Source organism: Acidisoma sp. (assembly GCF_035492295.1).
In the GTDB taxonomy this organism is placed as follows: domain Bacteria; phylum Pseudomonadota; class Alphaproteobacteria; order Acetobacterales; family Acetobacteraceae; genus Acidisoma.
Genome location: NZ_DATJJK010000106.1, coordinates 1 through 18,035, shown reverse-complemented (window position 1 = coordinate 18,035; position 18,035 = coordinate 1). Strand labels below are relative to the sequence as shown.

19 protein-coding genes and 1 other RNA gene are annotated in these 18,035 nt (G+C 66.8%); 19 read left to right on the top strand and 1 reads right to left on the bottom strand.

Annotation, left to right across the window (positions count from 1 at the left end; translation table 11 throughout):
• Window positions 1-2: 2 nt before the first annotated feature.
• Window positions 3-1,331 (top strand): nitrate/sulfonate/bicarbonate ABC transporter ATP-binding protein, encoded by a 1,329-nt coding sequence (locus VL752_RS07770; RefSeq protein WP_325353856.1) that lies wholly within the window; start codon window positions 3-5, stop codon window positions 1,329-1,331.
• Window positions 1,332-1,353: 22 nt separating this feature from the next.
• On the opposite strand, the gene VL752_RS07765 is transcribed toward VL752_RS07770, so the two are convergent.
• The gene (locus tag VL752_RS07765) at window positions 1,354-1,863 is read right to left on the bottom strand and encodes a DUF6428 family protein (RefSeq protein WP_325353827.1); all 510 of its coding nucleotides are present in this window, start codon (window positions 1,861-1,863) and stop codon (window positions 1,354-1,356) included.
• A 46-nt stretch (window positions 1,864-1,909) separates the two neighbouring features.
• Between VL752_RS07765 and VL752_RS07760 the strand changes: the two genes are divergently transcribed.
• From VL752_RS07760 to VL752_RS07675, 18 genes are all read left to right on the top strand, one after another.
• Window positions 1,910-2,269 (top strand): ArsR/SmtB family transcription factor, encoded by a 360-nt coding sequence (locus tag VL752_RS07760; RefSeq protein ID WP_325353825.1) that lies wholly within the window; start codon window positions 1,910-1,912, stop codon window positions 2,267-2,269.
• On the top strand, window positions 2,262-2,783 hold the full coding sequence (locus VL752_RS07755; protein ID WP_325353824.1) for an arsenate reductase ArsC: 522 nt from the start codon (window positions 2,262-2,264) through the stop codon (window positions 2,781-2,783). Before VL752_RS07760 ends, VL752_RS07755 begins: the two co-directional genes overlap by 8 nt.
• Entirely contained in the window at window positions 2,780-3,217 is a 438-nt protein-coding gene (arsC, locus tag VL752_RS07750; protein ID WP_325353822.1) for an arsenate reductase (glutaredoxin), read from the top strand. Before VL752_RS07755 ends, arsC begins: the two co-directional genes overlap by 4 nt.
• Entirely contained in the window at window positions 3,210-4,277 is a 1,068-nt protein-coding gene (gene arsB, locus VL752_RS07745) for an ACR3 family arsenite efflux transporter (protein ID WP_413788763.1), read from the top strand. Before arsC ends, arsB begins: the two co-directional genes overlap by 8 nt.
• Window positions 4,274-5,017, top strand: a complete 744-nt coding sequence (gene arsH, locus VL752_RS07740) for an arsenical resistance protein ArsH (protein WP_325353820.1) — start codon at window positions 4,274-4,276, stop codon at window positions 5,015-5,017. The genes arsB and arsH overlap by 4 nt, the downstream gene beginning before the upstream one ends.
• 5 nt (window positions 5,018-5,022) lie before the next feature.
• Window positions 5,023-6,207, top strand: coding sequence for an MFS transporter (locus tag VL752_RS07735; RefSeq protein WP_325353818.1), 1,185 nt, complete (start codon window positions 5,023-5,025; stop codon window positions 6,205-6,207).
• Window positions 6,208-6,325: 118 nt separating this feature from the next.
• Window positions 6,326-7,495 carry a pyridoxal phosphate-dependent aminotransferase gene (locus VL752_RS07730; protein ID WP_325353816.1) on the top strand — a complete coding sequence of 390 codons (1,170 nt, stop codon included), beginning with the start codon at window positions 6,326-6,328 and terminating at the stop codon, window positions 7,493-7,495.
• Window positions 7,496-7,505: 10 nt separating this feature from the next.
• The gene (locus tag VL752_RS07725; protein WP_325353814.1) at window positions 7,506-8,201 is read left to right on the top strand and encodes a hypothetical protein; all 696 of its coding nucleotides are present in this window, start codon (window positions 7,506-7,508) and stop codon (window positions 8,199-8,201) included.
• On the top strand, window positions 8,201-8,893 hold the full coding sequence (locus VL752_RS07720; RefSeq protein WP_325353812.1) for a ribonuclease HII: 693 nt from the start codon (window positions 8,201-8,203) through the stop codon (window positions 8,891-8,893). The genes VL752_RS07725 and VL752_RS07720 overlap by 1 nt, the downstream gene beginning before the upstream one ends.
• A gap of 136 nt (window positions 8,894-9,029) precedes the next feature.
• On the top strand, window positions 9,030-10,040 hold the full coding sequence (locus VL752_RS07715; RefSeq protein ID WP_408863072.1) for a site-specific DNA-methyltransferase: 1,011 nt from the start codon (window positions 9,030-9,032) through the stop codon (window positions 10,038-10,040).
• Entirely contained in the window at window positions 10,037-10,747 is a 711-nt protein-coding gene (locus tag VL752_RS07710) for an N-acetylmuramoyl-L-alanine amidase (RefSeq protein WP_325353808.1), read from the top strand. Before VL752_RS07715 ends, VL752_RS07710 begins: the two co-directional genes overlap by 4 nt.
• Window positions 10,748-10,780: 33 nt before the next feature.
• An RNA gene (gene rnpB, locus VL752_RS07705) (RNase P RNA component class A) lies at window positions 10,781-11,187 on the top strand.
• A 318-nt stretch (window positions 11,188-11,505) separates the two neighbouring features.
• The gene (gene mraZ / locus VL752_RS07700; RefSeq protein WP_325353806.1) at window positions 11,506-11,991 is read left to right on the top strand and encodes a division/cell wall cluster transcriptional repressor MraZ; all 486 of its coding nucleotides are present in this window, start codon (window positions 11,506-11,508) and stop codon (window positions 11,989-11,991) included.
• Window positions 11,988-12,944, top strand: coding sequence for a 16S rRNA (cytosine(1402)-N(4))-methyltransferase RsmH (rsmH, locus tag VL752_RS07695; protein ID WP_325353804.1), 957 nt, complete (start codon window positions 11,988-11,990; stop codon window positions 12,942-12,944). Before mraZ ends, rsmH begins: the two co-directional genes overlap by 4 nt.
• Window positions 12,941-13,873 carry a cell division protein FtsL gene (gene ftsL, locus VL752_RS07690; RefSeq protein WP_325353802.1) on the top strand — a complete coding sequence of 311 codons (933 nt, stop codon included), beginning with the start codon at window positions 12,941-12,943 and terminating at the stop codon, window positions 13,871-13,873. Before rsmH ends, ftsL begins: the two co-directional genes overlap by 4 nt.
• Before the next feature lie 12 nt (window positions 13,874-13,885).
• Window positions 13,886-15,892, top strand: coding sequence for a peptidoglycan D,D-transpeptidase FtsI family protein (locus tag VL752_RS07685; RefSeq protein ID WP_325353800.1), 2,007 nt, complete (start codon window positions 13,886-13,888; stop codon window positions 15,890-15,892).
• 55 nt (window positions 15,893-15,947) lie between these two features.
• Window positions 15,948-17,369 (top strand): UDP-N-acetylmuramoyl-L-alanyl-D-glutamate--2,6-diaminopimelate ligase, encoded by a 1,422-nt coding sequence (locus tag VL752_RS07680; RefSeq protein WP_325353852.1) that lies wholly within the window; start codon window positions 15,948-15,950, stop codon window positions 17,367-17,369.
• Window positions 17,366-18,035 (top strand): UDP-N-acetylmuramoyl-tripeptide--D-alanyl-D-alanine ligase (locus VL752_RS07675; RefSeq protein WP_325353798.1); only part of this gene is annotated, 670 nt, incomplete at its 3' end. The genes VL752_RS07680 and VL752_RS07675, both read left to right, overlap by 4 nt.

Sequence of the window (18,035 nt, the reverse complement as noted above, 5' to 3'; positions counted from 1 at the left end):
CCATGCCGACCGATGCCGCCCCCCTTGTGAGCATCCGCGACTGCCGCCAGTCCTATCCGAAGGAAGCGGCATCCGACGTCATCATCCTGGATGGCGTCGATCTCTCCCTGAAAGAGGGGGAGATCGTGGGGCTGCTCGGCCGCTCGGGATCGGGCAAGTCGACCCTGCTGCGCATCGTCTCCGGCCTGCTGAAGCCGACGGCCGGAGATGTCCGCTGGCGCGGCCAGCCGATCACCGGCCCGGTCCGCGGCGTCTCCATGGTCTTTCAGAGTTTCGCGCTGTTTCCCTGGCTGACGGTCGAGGAGAATGTGGCGCTGGGGCTTGAAGCTCAGGGCGTGCCCAAGGCCGAGCGCGCGCGGCGGGCTGAGGAGGCGATCGACCTCATCGGCCTCGGCGGCTACGAAAACGCCTATCCGAAAGAGATGTCCGGCGGCATGCGGCAGCGCGTGGGCCTGGCCCGCGCCCTCGTCGTCCATCCCGATCTGCTGCTGATGGACGAGCCCTTCAGCGCGCTTGACGTGCTGACGGCGGAGACGCTGCGCACCGACCTCATCGACCTTTGGATGGAAAACCGTCTGCCGGTGAAATCCGTCCTGATGGTGACCCATAATATCGAGGAGGCGGTATTGATGTGCGACCGCATCCTGGTCTTCTCCTCCAATCCCGGTCGTGTCGCGAGCGAGCTGAAGGTTCCATTTCCGCATCCGCGCGAGCGGCTGGATCCGGATTTCCGACAGATGGTGGACGATATCTATGCGCTGATGACACGCCGCCCAGTGGAGCCGCGCCCGGTGGCGACCCCCGATCGTGGCCTGCCGCCGCCGGCCATCGCGTTCCATGCGCTGCCCGTGGTCTCCACCAATATCATGGCCGGGCTGATGGAGACGATCGAGGGCGAACCCTACAATGGCCGCGCCGATCTACCGGCGCTGGCCACCGCCTTCCAGATGGAGGCAGACGAGTTGCTGCCCATCGGCGAGGCCCTGCAGTTGTTGCGCTTCGCCGAATTCGAGGAGGGCGACATCAAGCTGACTGATGCCGGGCGCCGCTTTGTCGAAGCCGATACCGATGACCGCAAGGCGGAATTCGCGGCGGCCCTTCGCGCCCATGTGCCGATTATCGCCCAGATCAGCCAAGTGCTGGAGGAGCGCTGGAACCATCGCGCGCCGGCGCTGCGCTTCCGCGACGAGTTGGAGGATTACATGTCCCCCGATTACGCAGACAATACGATGCGCACCGTCATCTCCTGGGGCCGTTACGCGGAGCTCTTCAGCTACGACCGCGAGGCTGACCAGTTCAGCCTCGAGGAGGAGGAGGTCGAGGAGGGCTGATCCTCCTCGATCCGCCCGATCGTCAGCAGCAGGGCGTCGCGCCGCCGCGTGGCGTCGTCCGGGACTGCGCGCGATGACGCGGCTTGCAGATGGCCGGCCGCGCGCACAGGTGCAGCTGGGCGACGTCGCTTGAAATCCGCAGCTCATCGACATCGAAGACCTGCATCGGCTGCCCCGGCGGTCCAATTTCGAAGGTGAGCCGGGCGGCCTGGTCGAGCAGCAGGCGCTGCGCGACCTTGTCGAGGATCGCGAGGAACTTTCCGACCGGCATGTGATGCGGCGTTTGTGGGGAGGCGGGCAGGTCCTCCACCTGCAGCACCGTCTCGCGCCAGGCATCCGGATCGCCGCCGCAGTCGATGGTCATGAAGGAGCCGGCCTTGACCTCGGTCACGTGGTAGCCAGGTTGGATTTTCCTTCCGTCATAATCGAGGACGAGCGGCAGTCGCTCAACCGGCCGCAGGGCTTCCAGCACGGCCGCCAGCGAAGCGTCACCCGCGAAGGAAATCTGGGAGGAGAGAGGGATCATATCCATCGCATGCCTCTTTCATTTCAATAGCTCTTGAGATATTGAATAGTCTATGAACGAAACGCAAGCGCTCAGTGCTCTCTCCGCCCTTTCCCAGGAAACCCGCCTGAGGATCGTCCGGCTGTTGGTTACGGCGGGGCCGGAGGGGATGGTGGCTGGCGCGATCGGCGATGCGCTTGAGGCCGGGTCGTCGCGCCTTTCATTCCACCTCACGCATCTCGAACATGCCGGCCTGATCCAGTCCCGTCGGGAAGGGCGCTCGATCCGCTACACGGCCGCGTACGAAGCGCTGTCCGGACTGATCGGATTTTTGATGCGGGATTGTTGCCAGGGGCGCCCTGAAGTCTGCGTGCCTGCGATGTCTGCACTTCCGAGCTGCGGCTGCCCTTCTCCGGAGGCCAAACATGTCTGATCAGAAATATAATGTTCTCTTTATATGCACCGGAAATTCGGCACGGAGCATCCTCGCGGAATCGCTCATCAACTATTGGGGTGTTGGCCTCTTCAAAGGCTTCAGCGCTGGAAGCCATCCCAAGGCAGAGGTGCATCCGCGCGCCCTGCAATTGCTTCGCTCGCTTGACCTGCCAACGGCAGGGTTGCGCAGCAAAAGCTGGGAAGAATTTGCAAAGCCCGGTGCTCCTGTCATGGATTTCGTGTTCACCGTCTGCGATCGGGCGGCAGGCGAGGTCTGCCCGGTCTGGCCAGGCCAGCCGATGACAGCGCATTGGGGTCTCCCTGATCCGGCTGCCGTCGAAGGTACCATGGAGCAAGCTCAGGCGTTCCGCGACACGCTCCGAGCACTCGAAAATCGCATCAAGGTTTTCACGTCGCTGCCGTTTGCCGCGCTCGATCGCCTATCGCTCAAGCGCCAGGTCGACGCGATCGGCCGCATGCGACCGGACGCGAGCGAAGGAAAGGCATCATGAGCGTCACCATCTACCACAACCCGGATTGCGGTACCTCCCGCAACGTTCTGGCGATGATCCGCAATAGTGGAGAAGAGCCGCGCATCGTCGAATATCTGAAGACGCCGCCAAGTCGCGCGGAACTGGTCGAACTGATCGCCAGCATGGGCATCACGGTGCGCGATTTGCTGCGGCAGAAGGGCACGCCCTATCAGGCGCTCGGGCTCGATGACCCGGATCTGACGGATGACGCCCTGGTCGACGCGATGATGGCGCATCCGATTCTGATCAACCGTCCTATCGTGGTGACACCGCTGGGCGTCAGGCTGTGCCGTCCCTCGGAAGCGGTGCTGGATATCCTGCCCCAACCACAGCGCAGCGCTTTTGCCAAGGAAGACGGCGAAGCGGTGGTGGATGCGACGGGCAACCGTCTGGGCAAGATCGGCCATGAGTGACTTGGCTGTCGCGCCGGCCAAGGCTGCCGGCATGGGGACCTTCGAACGCTACCTGACGCTCTGGGTCGCACTCTGCATCGTGGTTGGCATCGGGCTCGGGCAAGTCATTCCCGGCCTCTTCCATCTGCTCGGCGCGGCGACGGTCGCGGAGGTCAATCTGCCCATCGCCATCCTGGTCTGGCTGATGATCGTGCCGATGCTGCTGAAGATCGATCTCGGCGCCTTGGGTGAGGTCGGCCGGCATTGGCGTGGCATCGCGACGACGGTGGGCGTCAACTGGCTGGTGAAACCCTTCTCGATGGCGCTGCTCGGCTGGATCTTCATCGGACATCTGTTCCGGCCGCTGCTCCCGCCCGGACAGATCGACAGCTATATGGCGGGGCTGATCCTGCTTGCGGCAGCACCCTGCACCGCGATGGTCTTTGTGTGGTCGAACCTGGTGGAGGGGGAGCCGCATTTCACGCTCTCCCAGGTGGCATTGAACGACAGCATCATGATCGTCGCGTTCGCGCCCATCGTGGCGCTCCTCCTGGGTCTCTCCTCGATCACGGTGCCCTGGAACACCCTCATCCTCTCCGTCGTGCTCTATATCCTGGTGCCGGTCGTGGCCGCACAGTTCTGGCGCCGGACCCTGCTCAGGCGCGGCGGTCAGGTCGCTCTTCACCGCACGCTCGGCAGGCTGGCGCCCCTCTCCCTGATGGCGCTCCTGCTCACGCTCGTTCTGCTCTTCGGCCTGCAAGGCGCTGAGATTCTGCGCCAGCCCGCCGTCATCCTCCTCCTCGCGGTGCCGATTCTGATCCAGGTCTATTTGAATGCGGGCCTGGCCTACTGGCTGAACCGCCGTTTGGGCGTCGAATGGTGCGTCGGAGGACCTTCCGCCCTCATCGGGGCCAGCAACTTTTTCGAATTGGCAGTCGCGACAGCCATCGCGCTGTTCGGCTTCCAATCCGGTGCGGCCCTTGCGACGGTCGTGGGCGTGCTGGTGGAGGTCCCGGTCATGCTCTCCGTGGTGCAGATCGTCCGACGCTCGCGCGGATGGTACGAGAGAGGCCAGGCATGAGGCTGCGCGACCTTCCTGATCCCGACAGCCTGCCGGCGCTGGATCGACGCTTTGTCGATCGGCAACTGGCCGGCTCGCTCGGCCCTGATCAGCCGCTGCCGCGCATCCTGCTGCTCTATGGCTCGCTCCGGGAGCGTTCGTTCTCGCGCTTCGCGGTCGAGGAGGCGGCGCGGCTGCTGCGGTATTTCGGTGCCGAGACGCGCATCTTCGACCCTTCGGACCTGCCCCTGCCTGATCAGGTGAAGGGCGACGATCATCCGGCCGTCCACGAATTGCGGGAATTGTCGATGTGGTCCGACGGTCAGGTCTGGTGCAGCCCCGAGCGGCATGGGCAGATCACCGGCATCATGAAGGCGCAGATCGACCACCTCCCGCTCGAACTCGGCGGTATGCGGCCCACCCAGGGGCGGACCCTCGCCGTCATGCAGGTCTCCGGCGGCTCGCAAAGCTTCAATGCGGTGAACACGCTGCGGCTGCTCGGCCGCTGGATGCGTATGGTCACCATCCCCAACCAGTCGAGCGTGGCGAAGGCATTTCAGGAATTTGACGAGACCGGGCGCATGAAACCTTCCGCTTATTATGAGCGGATCGTCGATGTCATGGAGGAACTGGTGCGATTCACGATGCTGCTGCGACCCCACGGCGCGACTTTGGTTGATCGTTATTCGGAACGGAAAGCCGGTGGCGTGCCAAATGCGCAGACCGATCTCGCGGCGCGGTCCCTGACGCCAGAACGCTGATCGGTATGCCCGATTCGGCCTTCAGGCAACGGCGCGCCGTCGTCGTTTCCACCCTCGGCATCACCCAAACCCTCGCCTGGGGCTCGACCTATTATCTGACGGCGGTATTTGCCGATCCGGTTTCCGCCAGCCTGCACCTGCCGCGGATCTGGTTCTTCGGCATCTTCTCCGGTGCCCTGCTCCTGTCGGGCCTCTTCGGTCCGCTCGCAGGGCGTTGGATCGACCGCTACGGCGGTCGGGATGTGCTGGCGGGCACCAGCCTGGTTTTCGCCGCCGGGCTGGTCCTCTTGGCACTCGCCCAGGGCCCGGCGGGCCTGGCAGCCGCCTGGCTGGTGATCGGCACCGGCATGGGGTTTGGTCTGTACGAGGCAGCCTTCGCGACCGCGGCCGGCCTTTATGGCCGGGAGGCGCGGAGCGCGATCACCGGCATCACGCTTTTCGCAGGCTTCGCCAGCACCATCGGCTGGCCGTTGAGCGCCGTTTTCATTCACCTCTTCGGCTGGCGTGGTGCCTGCCTCGCCTGGGCGGCTCTGCATCTGCTCGTGGGGCTGCCGCTCAATCGCCTGCTGGTGCCGAAAGCGCGCCCGGCTTCGCCACCGCCGGTGCACGCGCCCGGCCAGCGTGCGCAGCTTTCCGGGACGATGATCATGCTGGCAGGAATCTTCGGCGCGACCTGGTTCGTCGCGACCGCCCTGGCGGCGCATCTGCCGCATCTGCTGGAAGCCATGGGCGCGACGCCGGCGGCCGCGATTGCGGCAGGCGCCTTCGTCGGTCCCGCCCAGGTAGCCGCCCGCCTGGCCGAGTTTGGACTTCTCAGGAAAGCATCGCCCCTGTTTTCGGCGCGTCTTGCGGCCGGGTTGCATCCTTTGGGGACCGTTCTCCTGGTCATCTTTGGCGCCCCGATGGCCGTTCCCTTCGTTCTCCTTCACGGCGCGGGCAATGGGTTGCTGACGATCGCGCGGGGCACGCTGCCGCTGACCTTATTCGGCCCTGCGGGCTACGGGCTTCGCACCGGCCTTCTGGCGGCGCCTTCGCGTATCTTGCAGGGCTTTGCGCCTTTGCTCTTTGGTCTCGTCCTCGATCGCGCCGGCCCGCTCTATGCACTGGGCCTGTCGGGCGGACTCATGGCGCTGTCGCTGATCGCGCTGTGTGTCCTGCGATCGGCGCCGTCTGCGGCCGAAGCGGCGTGAAAAGCAGCGACCGGCTGGGCCAGACTCCACGCGTCATTGCCTTGAAAGAGAGCCCCGCCGCGTCGCCTGACTTTTTGCCTCTCGCCTCGGCTCGGCTCGCTGTGTTAGCCCGATTCGCATGTCTCCTCCGCACTTCGATCTGACCCGTCTGCAGGGGTCGCGAATCGTCTCCGTGGCACGCCTCGCCTTCGAGCGCCCGGATACTGAGTTTCTGTGTTTCGGCGAATCCGATCGGAAAAGCCCGGCTGCGGCTGTAGGTGCGCTCAAGGCAGCACTTGACCGGGGCGAGACGCTCTATCCCGATGTACGCGGCCTGCCTGCGCTGCGCCATGCGCTCGCCCACTATCTAACGGGGCTGCACAAGCAACCTGTGTCCGAGGGCCGCGTGATGGTGACCGCATCGGGCATGGCGGCCCTGGCGATCGGCCTATCCGCCATCCTGCGGGCGGGTGACCGTGTGGTGTTGCACGAGCCGGCCTGGCCCAATGCCGGGAATGCCGCCCGCCTGCGTGGCGCTCAGGTGGACCCCCTCGCGCTCGACGCGCGGCAGGACGGCACGCTGCATCTCGATCTCGAGAAGCTGGACCGGATGCTGGCCGGCGCCCGCGTCTTCATTCTCAATTCACCGAATAACCCGACCGGCTGGACCGCGACCGAGGCGGAGCTGCGGGCGATCCTCGCCCTCTGCCGGAAACACGGCTGCTGGCTGCTCTCGGACGAGGTCTATTCCCGCCTCGTCTATGATGGGGGGGATGCCGCGCCCTCCATCCTCGATATCGCCGAGGCCGATGACCGGGTGATCGTCGCCAACAGCTTCAGCAAGACCTGGGTAATGACGGGATGGCGCCTCGGCTGGCTCATCGTGCCCGAGGGCACCCGGGACGCATTGTCCGAACTCATCGAGGTCACGCATTCCGGCGTCGCCCCCTTCATCCAGCAGGGCGGGCTCGCCGCCGTCGCCGACCATGTGACGCCACCCACCTTCCGCGCCCATTGCGCCGAGGGGCGGCACATCGCGGCCGACATTCTGGGCGGCGTTCCCGGCATCCGCTATGCCTCGCCGGACGGCGCCTTCTACGCCTTTCTGCAGGTCGATGGGCTGACCGACAGCCTGGCCCTGGCCGAGCGGCTGGTCACCGATCATGGCATTGCCATCGCCCCGGGGATCGCCTTCGGCGAGAGCGGGGAGGGATGGCTGCGCGTGTGCTTCGCCGTGGCCCCCGACCGGCTGCGCCGCGCGCTGGGGCGTCTGGCCGATGGGCTCGCTGCCTTCCGGGCGCGCGCGTGAGGGCCGGGCGATGAGCGTCTGCGCTGTTTGCGGTGCGATGGTGCGGCCGGTCTTCCAGATGCCGGCGCCGGAGCTCGCCCCCGATCTCGATTTCCGCCCTGGCGAACCCGCGCGCTCCACCCTGCGCCGCTGGGTGGCGGAATGTTCCGGCTGTGGCGCGGCAGCGCCCGATCTCGCCTCGATCCGCGATGCCGATGCCGCGGTCGTGCGGGACGACCCGGAATATGCCGCGCTGCGTGATCAGGCGCCCGCCTGCGCGCGCAGCTTCCTGCTTTGGGCGCTGCTTTGCCAGCGCCGGGGGGATGTTTGGGCGGCGGCGGAAGGCCTGTTGCAGGCCGCTTGGGCGGCGGACGATGCCGAGGAGGCGGAATGGGCGCAGGCGTGGCGCCTCCAGGCAGCGGCACTCTGGCCGCAATCGGAGGAGGTGCAGCCGCGCCTTTGCCTGATCGATATTTACCGCCGTGCCGGCGCCTTCGATCAGGCGACGGCGTTGGCCGACATCCTCACGCGCGAACCGCTGGACGACAACTCTGCTGCCATCGTGAGCTTCCAACGCCGTTTGATCGCCCAGCAGGAGACGGGGCGACAGCTCATCAGCAGCGCGCTGCGCCCTCCGGCGGCGCGGCCCCATGTGTCCTATTCGCAGGTGCGCCGCGAGGCGGGCGGTCTGGGCGCTCTCTGGCGCCGTTTGTTCGTGCGCGACTGATGGCACCGCATTTCAAGCTCGAAAAGGCGACGGGCGGCCGCGTCGCGGGATTGGACGAGGTCGGGCGCGGCCCGCTCGCCGGTCCGGTGATGGCCGCGGCCGTGGTCTTTCCGAACGGCGTGCCGCGCAAGCTCGCAAGCCTGCTCGACGATTCCAAGAAGCTTTCTGTCGAGAAACGGGAGATTGCCTTCGCCGCGCTCCTCGCCGCCCGCGGAACGATCGCGGAGATCGCGGTCGGTGCCGCCTCTGTCGCCGAGATCGAGCGCATGAACATCCTCCATGCCAGCCTGCTCGCCATGCGTCGCGCGATGCTGCGTCTGCCGGCGCCGCCCGACGCTGCTCTCGTGGATGGTAACAAGGCGCCGTTGCTCGGCTGCCCGGTGCACTGCGTGGTGGGCGGCGACGCGACAAGCCTCTCCATCGCCGCCGCCTCCATCGTCGCCAAGGTGATCCGGGACCGTGCGATGGCGCGGCTGGCAAGCCGTTTTCCGCATTACGGTTGGGAGACGAATGCTGGTTACGGCACGCCGGCCCATTGCCGCGCCATGGAGCGGGTCGGCGTGAGCGTCCATCATCGCCGCGGCTTCGCGCCCGTTCGGGCCCTGCTGCAAGAGGCCCTGCTCCTGCCGGAGCCGATGCCTCTTTCCTACGCGGCGGAAGCGCCGATTTCTCTCAACACTCTGGCGCTTTGATCCCCGTCATGTTGAAACCACTGTCGAGCCTTCGCCTTTCGCCGTGCCTGCATCCTGGTCCGACACCATGAGGAGGAATGTGGATCTCACGCGCGAACTGCCGCTGAACCAACTTTTGCTCGGCGATTGCATCCAAATGATGAGGATGCTGCCGCCGGCGTCGGTTCACTGCATCTTCGCCGATCCGCCCTATAACCTTCAATTGCAAGGCCAGTTGCGCCGACCGGACGAGAGCATCGTCGATGGCGTCGACGACGACTGGGACCGCTTCACGGATTTCGCGGAATACGACCGGTTTACGCGCGAATGGCTGACCGAGTGCCGACGCCTGCTGCGCAAGGACGGCACGCTCTGGGTCATCGGCTCCTATCACAACATTTATCGCATCGGCTCGATCCTGCAGGATCTTGGCTTCTGGATGCTGAACGATATCGTCTGGCGCAAATCGAACCCGATGCCGAATTTCCGCGGCCGGCGGTTCACCAATGCGCATGAAACCCTGATCTGGGCGGCACGCGGCCGGGATTCCCGATATCGCTTCAACTATCAGGCAATGAAAACCGCGAACGACGATCTGCAAATGCGCAGCGACTGGTACCTGCCGATCTGCAATGGCGGCGAGCGGTTGCGCAATCAGCACGGACTGAAGCTGCATCCGACGCAGAAGCCGGAATCCATGCTGCACCGGGTGCTCCTCGCTTCCACCGTGCCCGAGGACATCGTGCTCGACCCCTTCTCGGGCACCGGAACCACGGCGGTCGTCGCCAAGCGCCTCAACCGGCATTTCATCGGCATCGAGCGGCATCCGGCCTATGTCGAAGCCGCCTGGGCACGTCTGGCGCAAACCCGACCGCTGCATAGCGACGCGATGGTCATCACCCCCTCGCGTCGGGAAACGCCGCGTGTCGCCTTTGGCTCTCTGGTGGAAAGCGGCGCGCTTGCCCCCGGCACGGTGCTGTACGACAAGCAGCGTCGTGTTTCGGCGATCGTCGGACCTGACGGCAGTGTCAGCGCGGGCGATCTGCGTGGATCGATCCACAAGGTCGGTGCCGAGCTGCAGAACGCGCCCTCCTGCAATGGATGGACCTTCTGGCATTTCGAGCGGGAGGGTGTGCTCGTCCCGCTCGACGTGCTGCGCAAGCTGTGAGGGAGCGCGCTTCACCCAATCACGATGCGCGGCCGGCGGGCGAGCCCCTCGATATCCTGGTGCTGCATTACACCGGCATGCAGACGGGGCAGGCGGCGATCGACCGGCTCTGCGACCCAGAGGCCCGCGTCTCCTCCCATTACGTGGTGGAGGAAGACGGCACGCTCTGGCGCCTGGTGCCGGAGGCGCAGCGTGCTTGGCATGCAGGCATCTCCCATTGGCGTGGGCACGAGACGCTGAACGGCCGCTCGATCGGCATCGAAATCGTCAATCCCGGCCATGAATGGGGCTATCGGCCCTTCCCGTCGGCCCAGATGGCCGCGGTGCGGGATCTCTGCCGGGGCATTCTGTCGCGGCATCCGATCCCGCCGCGCAACGTTGTCGCCCATTCCGATATCGCACCCGACCGCAAGGACGACCCGGGCGAGCTATTTGACTGGCCTTGGCTGGCAGGGCAGGGGGTTGGGCTCTGGCCAGATTTCCCGTCAGTGCCGCCGGCAGATAGGGTCGATCTCGCGCAGTTGCGGGCCGATCTCGCGGGCTTCGGCTATCCGGTGCCGCCCGTAGCGGCGGGCGAGGCGGCCTTCGCGGCCCTCCTCCGCGCCTTCCAGCGCCATTGGCGCCCTGAGGCCGTTACCGGCGCCGCGGATGCCGAGACGGCGTGGCGCGCGGCCGTGCTGGTGAGAACTGTGCAGAGCGGCGGTTGACCTTCGGCCGACGCTGGCGCAATCACCGCCCCGCCAGACGGTTGGACGGCCGCTCTCATGCCCTTCGCGGGCATGGGGGAGGAAAGTCCGGGCTCCACAGAAACACGGTGCCGGCTAACGGCCGGCGGGGGCGACCCCAGGGACAGTGCCACAGAAAACAAACCGCCGGTGCGCCGTAAGGTCTGCCGGCAAGGGTGAAACGGTGCGGTAAGAGCGCACCGCCGCTCCGGTAACGGCGCGGGCAGGGTAAACCCCACCGGGAGCAAGACCGAATAGGGGTGGCCGGCGGCATGGTTTCGGCCATGTGACGCGAGGGCGTTTCTGCCCCGCCATCCGGGTTGGTCGCGCGAGGTGCATCGCAAGATGCATCCCAGAGGAATGGCCGTCCACGGCCGCGCAAGCGGCCCGGACAGAACCCGGCTTATAGACCGTCTGGTACTCTATCGCGCCCTTCTGCCATGGGCTTTTATGGGCGGAGCGCCTCCGGCGATGTCGGATTCCGCCAAAATATATGAACGTGAGGAGAACAAAACACATCTTTGTGTAACCTTGGGCGGGTTCGGCGAAAGCTGCGAAGCGACTGTTTTCAAGGAAAAATCTAAGAGTTTTTCCAAATCGTGAGCGTGAATCCCTTTGACGCCCAATTACACCCATGATAACCCATGGCATCCCATGATGTGGCGGATGCGACGCCTCGCTCTTCGCCACAGAACGTCAATGGAGACGCTGCGGCCAGCGCGAGAGTGGAAGGGGGCCCGATGACGCATTTTCTCGGGAGCCACCTGAACAGGCTGGATGCCAAGGGGCGCGTATCCGTACCCGCCGCCTTCCGCGCCAATCTCAAGAAGCTGTCGGGCGAGGCCGAAGGGCCCGTGACCATGATCCTGCGCCCCTCGCACAAGCATGCCTGCATCGAGGCCTGGCCGCAGACGGTGTTCGACAGGCTCGCCCAGTCGCTTGAGCGCTACGAGCTCTTCAGTCCGGAATATGACGATCTGGCCGCGGCGATCTATGCCGACGCCTATCCGATCGAAGCGGATAAGGAGGGGCGCATCCTGCTCAACGAGATTCTGGTCGGCCACGCGGCTCTGGCCGAGAACGCGCTGTTCATGGGCACAGGCCCCATCTTTCAAATCTGGGAGCCCGAAGCTGCGCGGCGCCGCGCTGCCGAAGCGCGACAGGTCGTCAACAATCGAGGCCTCACCCTGCCGGGCGCGCAGCCGGCCATGGGGGTCGCGCGATGAGTCAGCACACAGCGAGCCATGTTCCCGTGATGCTCGGTGAGGTTCTGCAGACCCTCACACCGCGCGCGGGCGAAATCTACGTTGACGGCACCTTCGGCGGCGGCGGCTATACGCGCGCCATTCTGGAGCAGGCCGATTGCACCGTCTGGGCGATTGACCGCGATCCCGACGCAATTGCACGCGGTGCAGCACTCGCCGCGCATTTCCCCGGCCGTCTCCATCTCGTTGAGGGGCGGTTCGGCCAGATGCTCGATCTTCTGAGCGAGCGAGGGGTGGGCGCGCTCGACGGTGTTGTGCTCGATCTCGGCGTCTCCTCCTTCCAGATCGACGATGCGGCGCGCGGCTTCAGCTTTCGGGCGGACGGACCGCTCGACATGCGGATGAGTGCGGCCGGTCCCAGTGCAGCCGATCTGGTGGCGCGTCTTCCGGCCGAGGAACTGGCAGATCTGCTCTACAAATTCGGAGAAGAGCGTCAGTCCCGCCGGATCGCGCGTGCGATCGTCGTGGCGCGGGCGGAAAAGCCGATCACGACGACGGGTGAGCTTGCCTCCATCATTCGCGGGGTGATGCCGCCTGACCGTTCCGGCATCCATCCCGCGACGCGCAGCTTCCAGGCGCTGCGCATCCAGGTGAATGACGAACTCGGCGAGATCGAGCGCGCGCTCGATCAGGCGGCGCGCCTGCTGCGCCCAGGCGGCCGGCTCGTGGTCGTTTCCTTCCATTCCCTTGAGGATCGCATCGTCAAGCGCTTCATGACCGACGCTGCCGGCCAGACGCCCGGCCCATCCCGCTACGATCCGCGCGGCCTCGTGCCGCCGGCAGCGGCACAGTTCTCTCTTTTGACGCGTAAGGCGCTGCGCCCGGGCTCTGCCGAGCTCGCGGCCAATCCCCGTGCACGCAGTGCACGGCTCAGGGCCTTGCGCCGGCTCGATGCGGCGGAGATTGCAGCATGATTAGGCCTTTCACCTGCATCTGTCTGGTTCTTGCGGCGGGCTCGGGGCTCTACCTCTATCAGGTGAAGCAGCGGGCCTTCGCGCTGGACGCCCAACTGCGCAGCGCGTTTCACGATATCGACGTGGCGCGCGAGCGCACCCGGATGCTGCGGGCAGACTGGGCGCTCATGAACGATCCCGAGCGGCTCCAGACGCTGGCCAACCAGTATCTCGCCCTCAAGCCGATGGCGCCATCGCAGCTCATGACGCTCGATCAGCTGGCGGTCAATCTGCCCGCACCGGTCGCGCCCAGCGTAACGAAGCCCGCAGTGCCGCCGGAGGCGATCGCCCCCGCCATCACTGACCCGACCCATGGCGTGCCGATGGCCTCTGCCGCTCCCGCGCCCGGATCGGCCGATCAGGCCGTCGCTCTGCTGCAGCCGCAGGTTGCGGCCTCGCCCGCGCCGAGCGATGCGGCTCCGGCCGTCGACGCCTCTCAGGCTCAGGCCCAGACCCAGGATGGCGCGGTACCGGCTGACCTGGCCGCGATCACGGTCCTGCCGCCTGACGTGGCGCCCCCGCCGCCGCCGGGCCCGGCGCCCACGCCCCGGCTTGCGGTCGCCATGCCCGCTCCCGCGCATCGCGCGTCCCGGCATGTGCAAACGGCGGCGGTCAGCCGCACGCCGGTCGTGACGCAGTCCGCACTTGCCGCGCCGAGCGCGCCGCGCCCGGCGGTTGATGTGCAGAAGGCGCGGGCTACGCATCGCACGACCCAGCCAGCCGCAGGCCAGCTCTATGCAGCGAACGAGCCTGTGCGACAGCCCTATGTCGCGCCGCGCATCACGCCTTCGGCGGCGACCGTGATGTACCGCCCCGTCTCGTCCTCTCTTGGCATGGCGGGCAGCGGGACCCTCGCACCGCCGCGGCCGCTCTACGCGACGACGCAGTAGGCATCCCGGATCGTGAGCGACGCGCCCCCGCCCGACACCGCGCCGAACAATCCCTGGGGTCCGCGGCCGCGTAAGGGCGGCGGCGATGTCCAGGCGGAAACAGTTCGCGTGACCTCGCCCGACCTTCGCCGGCGCGCTGCGCTGGAGAAGAGCCGGGCGCGGCTCGTTGTGGTGTCGGCCGTCTTTCTGCTGCTCTTTTTCGCAGTTGCCGCCAAGCTGACGGACGCGACGCTGATCAACCCGATGCTGCCGGCGCCACGCGTGGTCCAGCAATTCACGCCCCAGCCGCCACCGCCCGCGACGGCACCACCGCCAGGCCGTGCCTCCATCGTCGATGCCAATGGCCAAATCCTCGCGGTCTCGCTTCCCGTGGCGAGCCTCTATGCCGATCCGCGGCAAATGATCGACCCCAAGGCCGTTGCCGACCAGCTCAAGAAGGTGCTGCCCGACCTCGACGAGCAGGATGTCGTCCAACGTCTCTCCTCGGCCAAGGCTTTTGTCTATATCGCGCGCCGCGTGACGCCGGCGCAGGAACTGGCCATCAACAATCTCGGCATCCCCGGCCTGTCCTTTCAGATGTCCTCGGACCGGCGCTACCCGCTGGGCGATACCGCCGCCCAGGTGTTGGGCGGGGTCGATATCGACGGTGACGGCATCGCGGGTGTCGAGAAGTATTTCAACAAGCGCCTGAACGACGACTCGACACCGCTCCGGCTTTCCATCGACGTGCGCGTGCAGGCGATCCTGCGTGACGAAGTCGCGAATGCCGTGAGTACTTACACGGCCATTGGCGGTTGCGGCATTGTTGAGGATGCAACGAACGGCCAGATCCTCGGCATGGTCAGCATTCCGGACTATGATGCGAATGATCTGGCGACGGCGCCGCCGGCCGCACGGTTCAACCGCTGCGCCACGGGCACCTACGAGCCGGGCTCGGTCTTCAAGCTGCAGACCGCCGGCATGTCGCTGGATGACGACGTCATCCACCTGTGGGATTCCTTCAACACGACCCATCCGATTCCGATCGGCCGCTTCCACATTACCGATTTCGAGCCGCAGCATCGCTGGATGCAGCTTGGCGATATCATGAAGCTGTCGTCCAACATCGGCGCCTCGCGCATCGCGATCCTGGTCGGCAAGGATCGCCAGCGCGCCTGGCTGCAGAAGATGGGGCTGATGTCCCGCGAGCCGATTCAGTTGCCGGAAGCGGCATTGCCGCAGGTGCACCCCGCCAGTTCCTGGGGCAAGGCGACGGTGATGACGGTCTCCTTCGGCAATGGCATCGCCGAAACGCCTCTGCATATCGCGAATACCGCGGTCGCCATGGTCGATGGCGGCATCCTCTACAAGCCGACCCTCATCGCCTCCGAGCCGGGTGATGCGCCCATCCAGGGTGAGCGCGTGATGAAGCAATCGACCTCGGATACGCTGCGCAAGATCCTGCGTTCGATCGTGACCGGCGGCACGGCGGAGTTTGGCGACGTGCCCGGCTATTTCGTCGGCGCCAAGACCGGTACCGCGCAGAAGATCTCCGAGAGCGGCGGCTACCGGCGCCATCTTAACTACGCGTCCTTCGTTGCGGCCTTCCCGATGAATGCGCCGCGCTACGTCGTCTACGTCGCGATCGACAGCCCCCACCCCACGGCGCAGACCCATGGCTACACCACGGGTGGGTGGATCGCGGGGCCGGCCGTCGCCCATGTCATCGCGCGCATCGGCCCGATGCTGAACGTGATGCCGCGCTTCGAGAATGTCGCGGCGATCAACCAGGAGTTGTCGCTGCCCGACCCCTATCCCGTTCCGCCCGGCGTCGTCCCCTACGGTCCCAACAATCCGGGCGAGCCGGACAATGTCGCCTCCAACGAGCCGAGCCCGCGCACGGCCAAGCACGCCCAGGAGGTCGCTCGTGCAGCGGCAGCGGACCGCTGGTCGGCCTCCGATGCCGCTGCCGCCAAATCCTTGCGCCACGACGCGATGTATCGCGTGGCGGCGCCGAACGATGCCCATGCGTCTCATTGACCTCATGCAGGGGGCCTACGCCCAGAACCCCGCGCGGCCATCGCGTGCGGCAGTGATGGGCGGGGCCGGCGAGGTCGATATCGGCGGCATCACCGCGACCAGCGGGGACGTGCGCCCGGGCTTCGTCTTCGCGGCCCTCCCGGGCACGACACGCGATGGCCGGGATTTCATAGCGGACGCCGTGGCGCGCGGGGCGGCGGCGGTGCTGGCCCCGCTCGGCACCGACTGGCCGGCTGGTGTGCCGCCGCGCCCCCTGATTCTGGACGCGCAGCCGCGCCGGCGTCTCGCCCTCATGGCGGCGAGCCTGGCGGGCAACCAGCCGCGCCGCATCGCCGCCATCACCGGTACCAACGGCAAGACCAGCACGGCCGATTTTCTGCGCCAGCTCTGGGCCTTTGCGGACCATCCTGCGGCCTCGCTGGGCACGCTCGGGCTGGTGGCTCCGGGCTTTCCCCAGGGGGCGGGCCTCACCACGCCGGATCCGGTCACGCTCGCCCAGGTCATGGCAGCGCTCGTCGCGGCCGGCGTCCAGCATGTGGCGCTCGAAGCCTCGTCCCATGGTCTCGACCAGTTCCGGTTGGACGGACTGCGTCTTTCGGCCGGCGCCTTTACCAATCTGACGCGTGACCATCTCGATTACCACGGCGGGATGGACGCCTACCGAACGGCGAAGCTCCGCCTTTTCGCCGAACTTCTGCCGCGCGGTGCGCCCGCCGTCGCCGCCCGCGCGCTCGATGCGGAGACGCACGAGGCGCTGGCGCGCATCGCCGCCCGACGCGGCCTTCACTTCGGTACGGTGGGCGAGGGCGGCAGTGTGATCAATCTGCATGCCGTGACGCCGCGCCCGGATGGGCAGATCCTGGACCTGTCGGTCGGCGGTCGCCGTTTCGAGGTCGCCCTGCCGCTGCCCGGTCGTTTTCAGGCCGATAATGCACTCGTCGCCGCGGCGCTCGCCCTGATGCTGGGCGATACGGCCGTTTTCGACCGCATGCACCGGCTGCAGGGCGTGCGCGGACGGATGGAACTGGCGGCGACGCTGCCGAACGGTGCCGCCGTCTATGTCGATTACGCCCATACGCCCGACGCCATCACCCGGGTGCTGTCTGCCCTTCGCCCGCATACGCAGGGAAAACTCGCGATCGTCTTCGGCGCGGGCGGGGACCGGGACCGTGGCAAGCGCCCGCTCATGGCGCAGGCCGCCGCCGCGGGTGCCGAGCATGTCATCGTGACCGACGACAATCCCCGCACCGAGAATGCGGCCGCCATCCGCGCCGAGGTGATGACGGGCGCGCCGGACGCGACCCAGATCGCGGGCCGCGAGGCTGCAATCGCCGCCGGGCTTGGTCTCCTGGGCCCGGGCGATATCCTGGTCGTCGCCGGCAAGGGGCACGAGCAGGGGCAGATCGTCGGCCGCGAGGTGCTTCCTTTCGATGATGCCGAGGTCGTTCGGCGCCTGACCGGGGAGCGCGCCGCGTGACCGCGCTGTGGACGGCGGAGGATCTCGTGGCCGCCACCGGCGGCCCGCTCTCCCGCGCCTTCGCGGTAGAAGGCGTTTCGATCGACACCCGCGCGGTCGCGCGGGGCGATCTCTTCGTCGCACTCCATGGCGAGAATCGGGATGGCCATCTTTTCGTGGCTGAGGCTTTGGCGGCCGGTGCGGCCGGCGCGCTGGTCGACCGGCCGCTACGGGAGTTGCCGCCCGAAGCACCGCTGCTGACGGTCGCCGATACGCTGGCTGGGCTCGCCGCCCTCGGCCGGTTCGCCCGCCATCGCTTTACTGGAAAACTCGTCGCCGTCACCGGCAGTGTTGGGAAGACCACGACCAAGGAAATGCTGCGGCGCATTCTCTCGGCCGCGGGGCCGACCCATGCCGCCGTCGCCTCCTACAACAATCACTGGGGCGTGCCGCTGACGCTCGCCCGCCTGCCGCCGGATGCGCGTTTCTGCGTCTCTGAGATTGGCATGAACCATCCCGGCGAAATCGCGCCGCTGGCGGCGATCGCGCGCCCCCATGTCGCGGTGATCACCAATGTGGCGCCGGTTCATATCGGGCATATGGGCAGCCTCGCGGCTATCGCTGCCGAGAAGGCGGCGATCCTGTCCGGGTTGGAGCCCGGAGGGGTGGCGGTGCTGCCGGCCGACA

Coding starts and splice junctions, on each gene's coding strand:
- VL752_RS07725 (WP_325353814.1), top strand. CDS start 7,506: ATGAGCGTCTGCGCTGTTTGCGGTGCGATGGTGCGGCCGGTCTTCCAG.
- arsB (WP_413788763.1), top strand. CDS start 3,210: ATGAGTGACTTGGCTGTCGCGCCGGCCAAGGCTGCCGGCATGGGGACC.
- VL752_RS07770 (WP_325353856.1), top strand. CDS start 3: ATGCCGACCGATGCCGCCCCCCTTGTGAGCATCCGCGACTGCCGCCAG.
- VL752_RS07755 (WP_325353824.1), top strand. CDS start 2,262: ATGTCTGATCAGAAATATAATGTTCTCTTTATATGCACCGGAAATTCG.
- mraZ (WP_325353806.1), top strand. CDS start 11,506: ATGACGCATTTTCTCGGGAGCCACCTGAACAGGCTGGATGCCAAGGGG.
- VL752_RS07715 (WP_408863072.1), top strand. CDS start 9,030: ATGATGAGGATGCTGCCGCCGGCGTCGGTTCACTGCATCTTCGCCGAT.
- VL752_RS07720 (WP_325353812.1), top strand. CDS start 8,201: ATGGCACCGCATTTCAAGCTCGAAAAGGCGACGGGCGGCCGCGTCGCG.
- VL752_RS07760 (WP_325353825.1), top strand. CDS start 1,910: ATGAACGAAACGCAAGCGCTCAGTGCTCTCTCCGCCCTTTCCCAGGAA.
- VL752_RS07765 (WP_325353827.1), bottom strand. CDS start 1,863: ATGGATATGATCCCTCTCTCCTCCCAGATTTCCTTCGCGGGTGACGCT.
- rsmH (WP_325353804.1), top strand. CDS start 11,988: ATGAGTCAGCACACAGCGAGCCATGTTCCCGTGATGCTCGGTGAGGTT.
- arsC (WP_325353822.1), top strand. CDS start 2,780: ATGAGCGTCACCATCTACCACAACCCGGATTGCGGTACCTCCCGCAAC.
- VL752_RS07680 (WP_325353852.1), top strand. CDS start 15,948: ATGGGCGGGGCCGGCGAGGTCGATATCGGCGGCATCACCGCGACCAGC.
- VL752_RS07735 (WP_325353818.1), top strand. CDS start 5,023: ATGCCCGATTCGGCCTTCAGGCAACGGCGCGCCGTCGTCGTTTCCACC.
- ftsL (WP_325353802.1), top strand. CDS start 12,941: ATGATTAGGCCTTTCACCTGCATCTGTCTGGTTCTTGCGGCGGGCTCG.
- arsH (WP_325353820.1), top strand. CDS start 4,274: ATGAGGCTGCGCGACCTTCCTGATCCCGACAGCCTGCCGGCGCTGGAT.
- VL752_RS07730 (WP_325353816.1), top strand. CDS start 6,326: ATGTCTCCTCCGCACTTCGATCTGACCCGTCTGCAGGGGTCGCGAATC.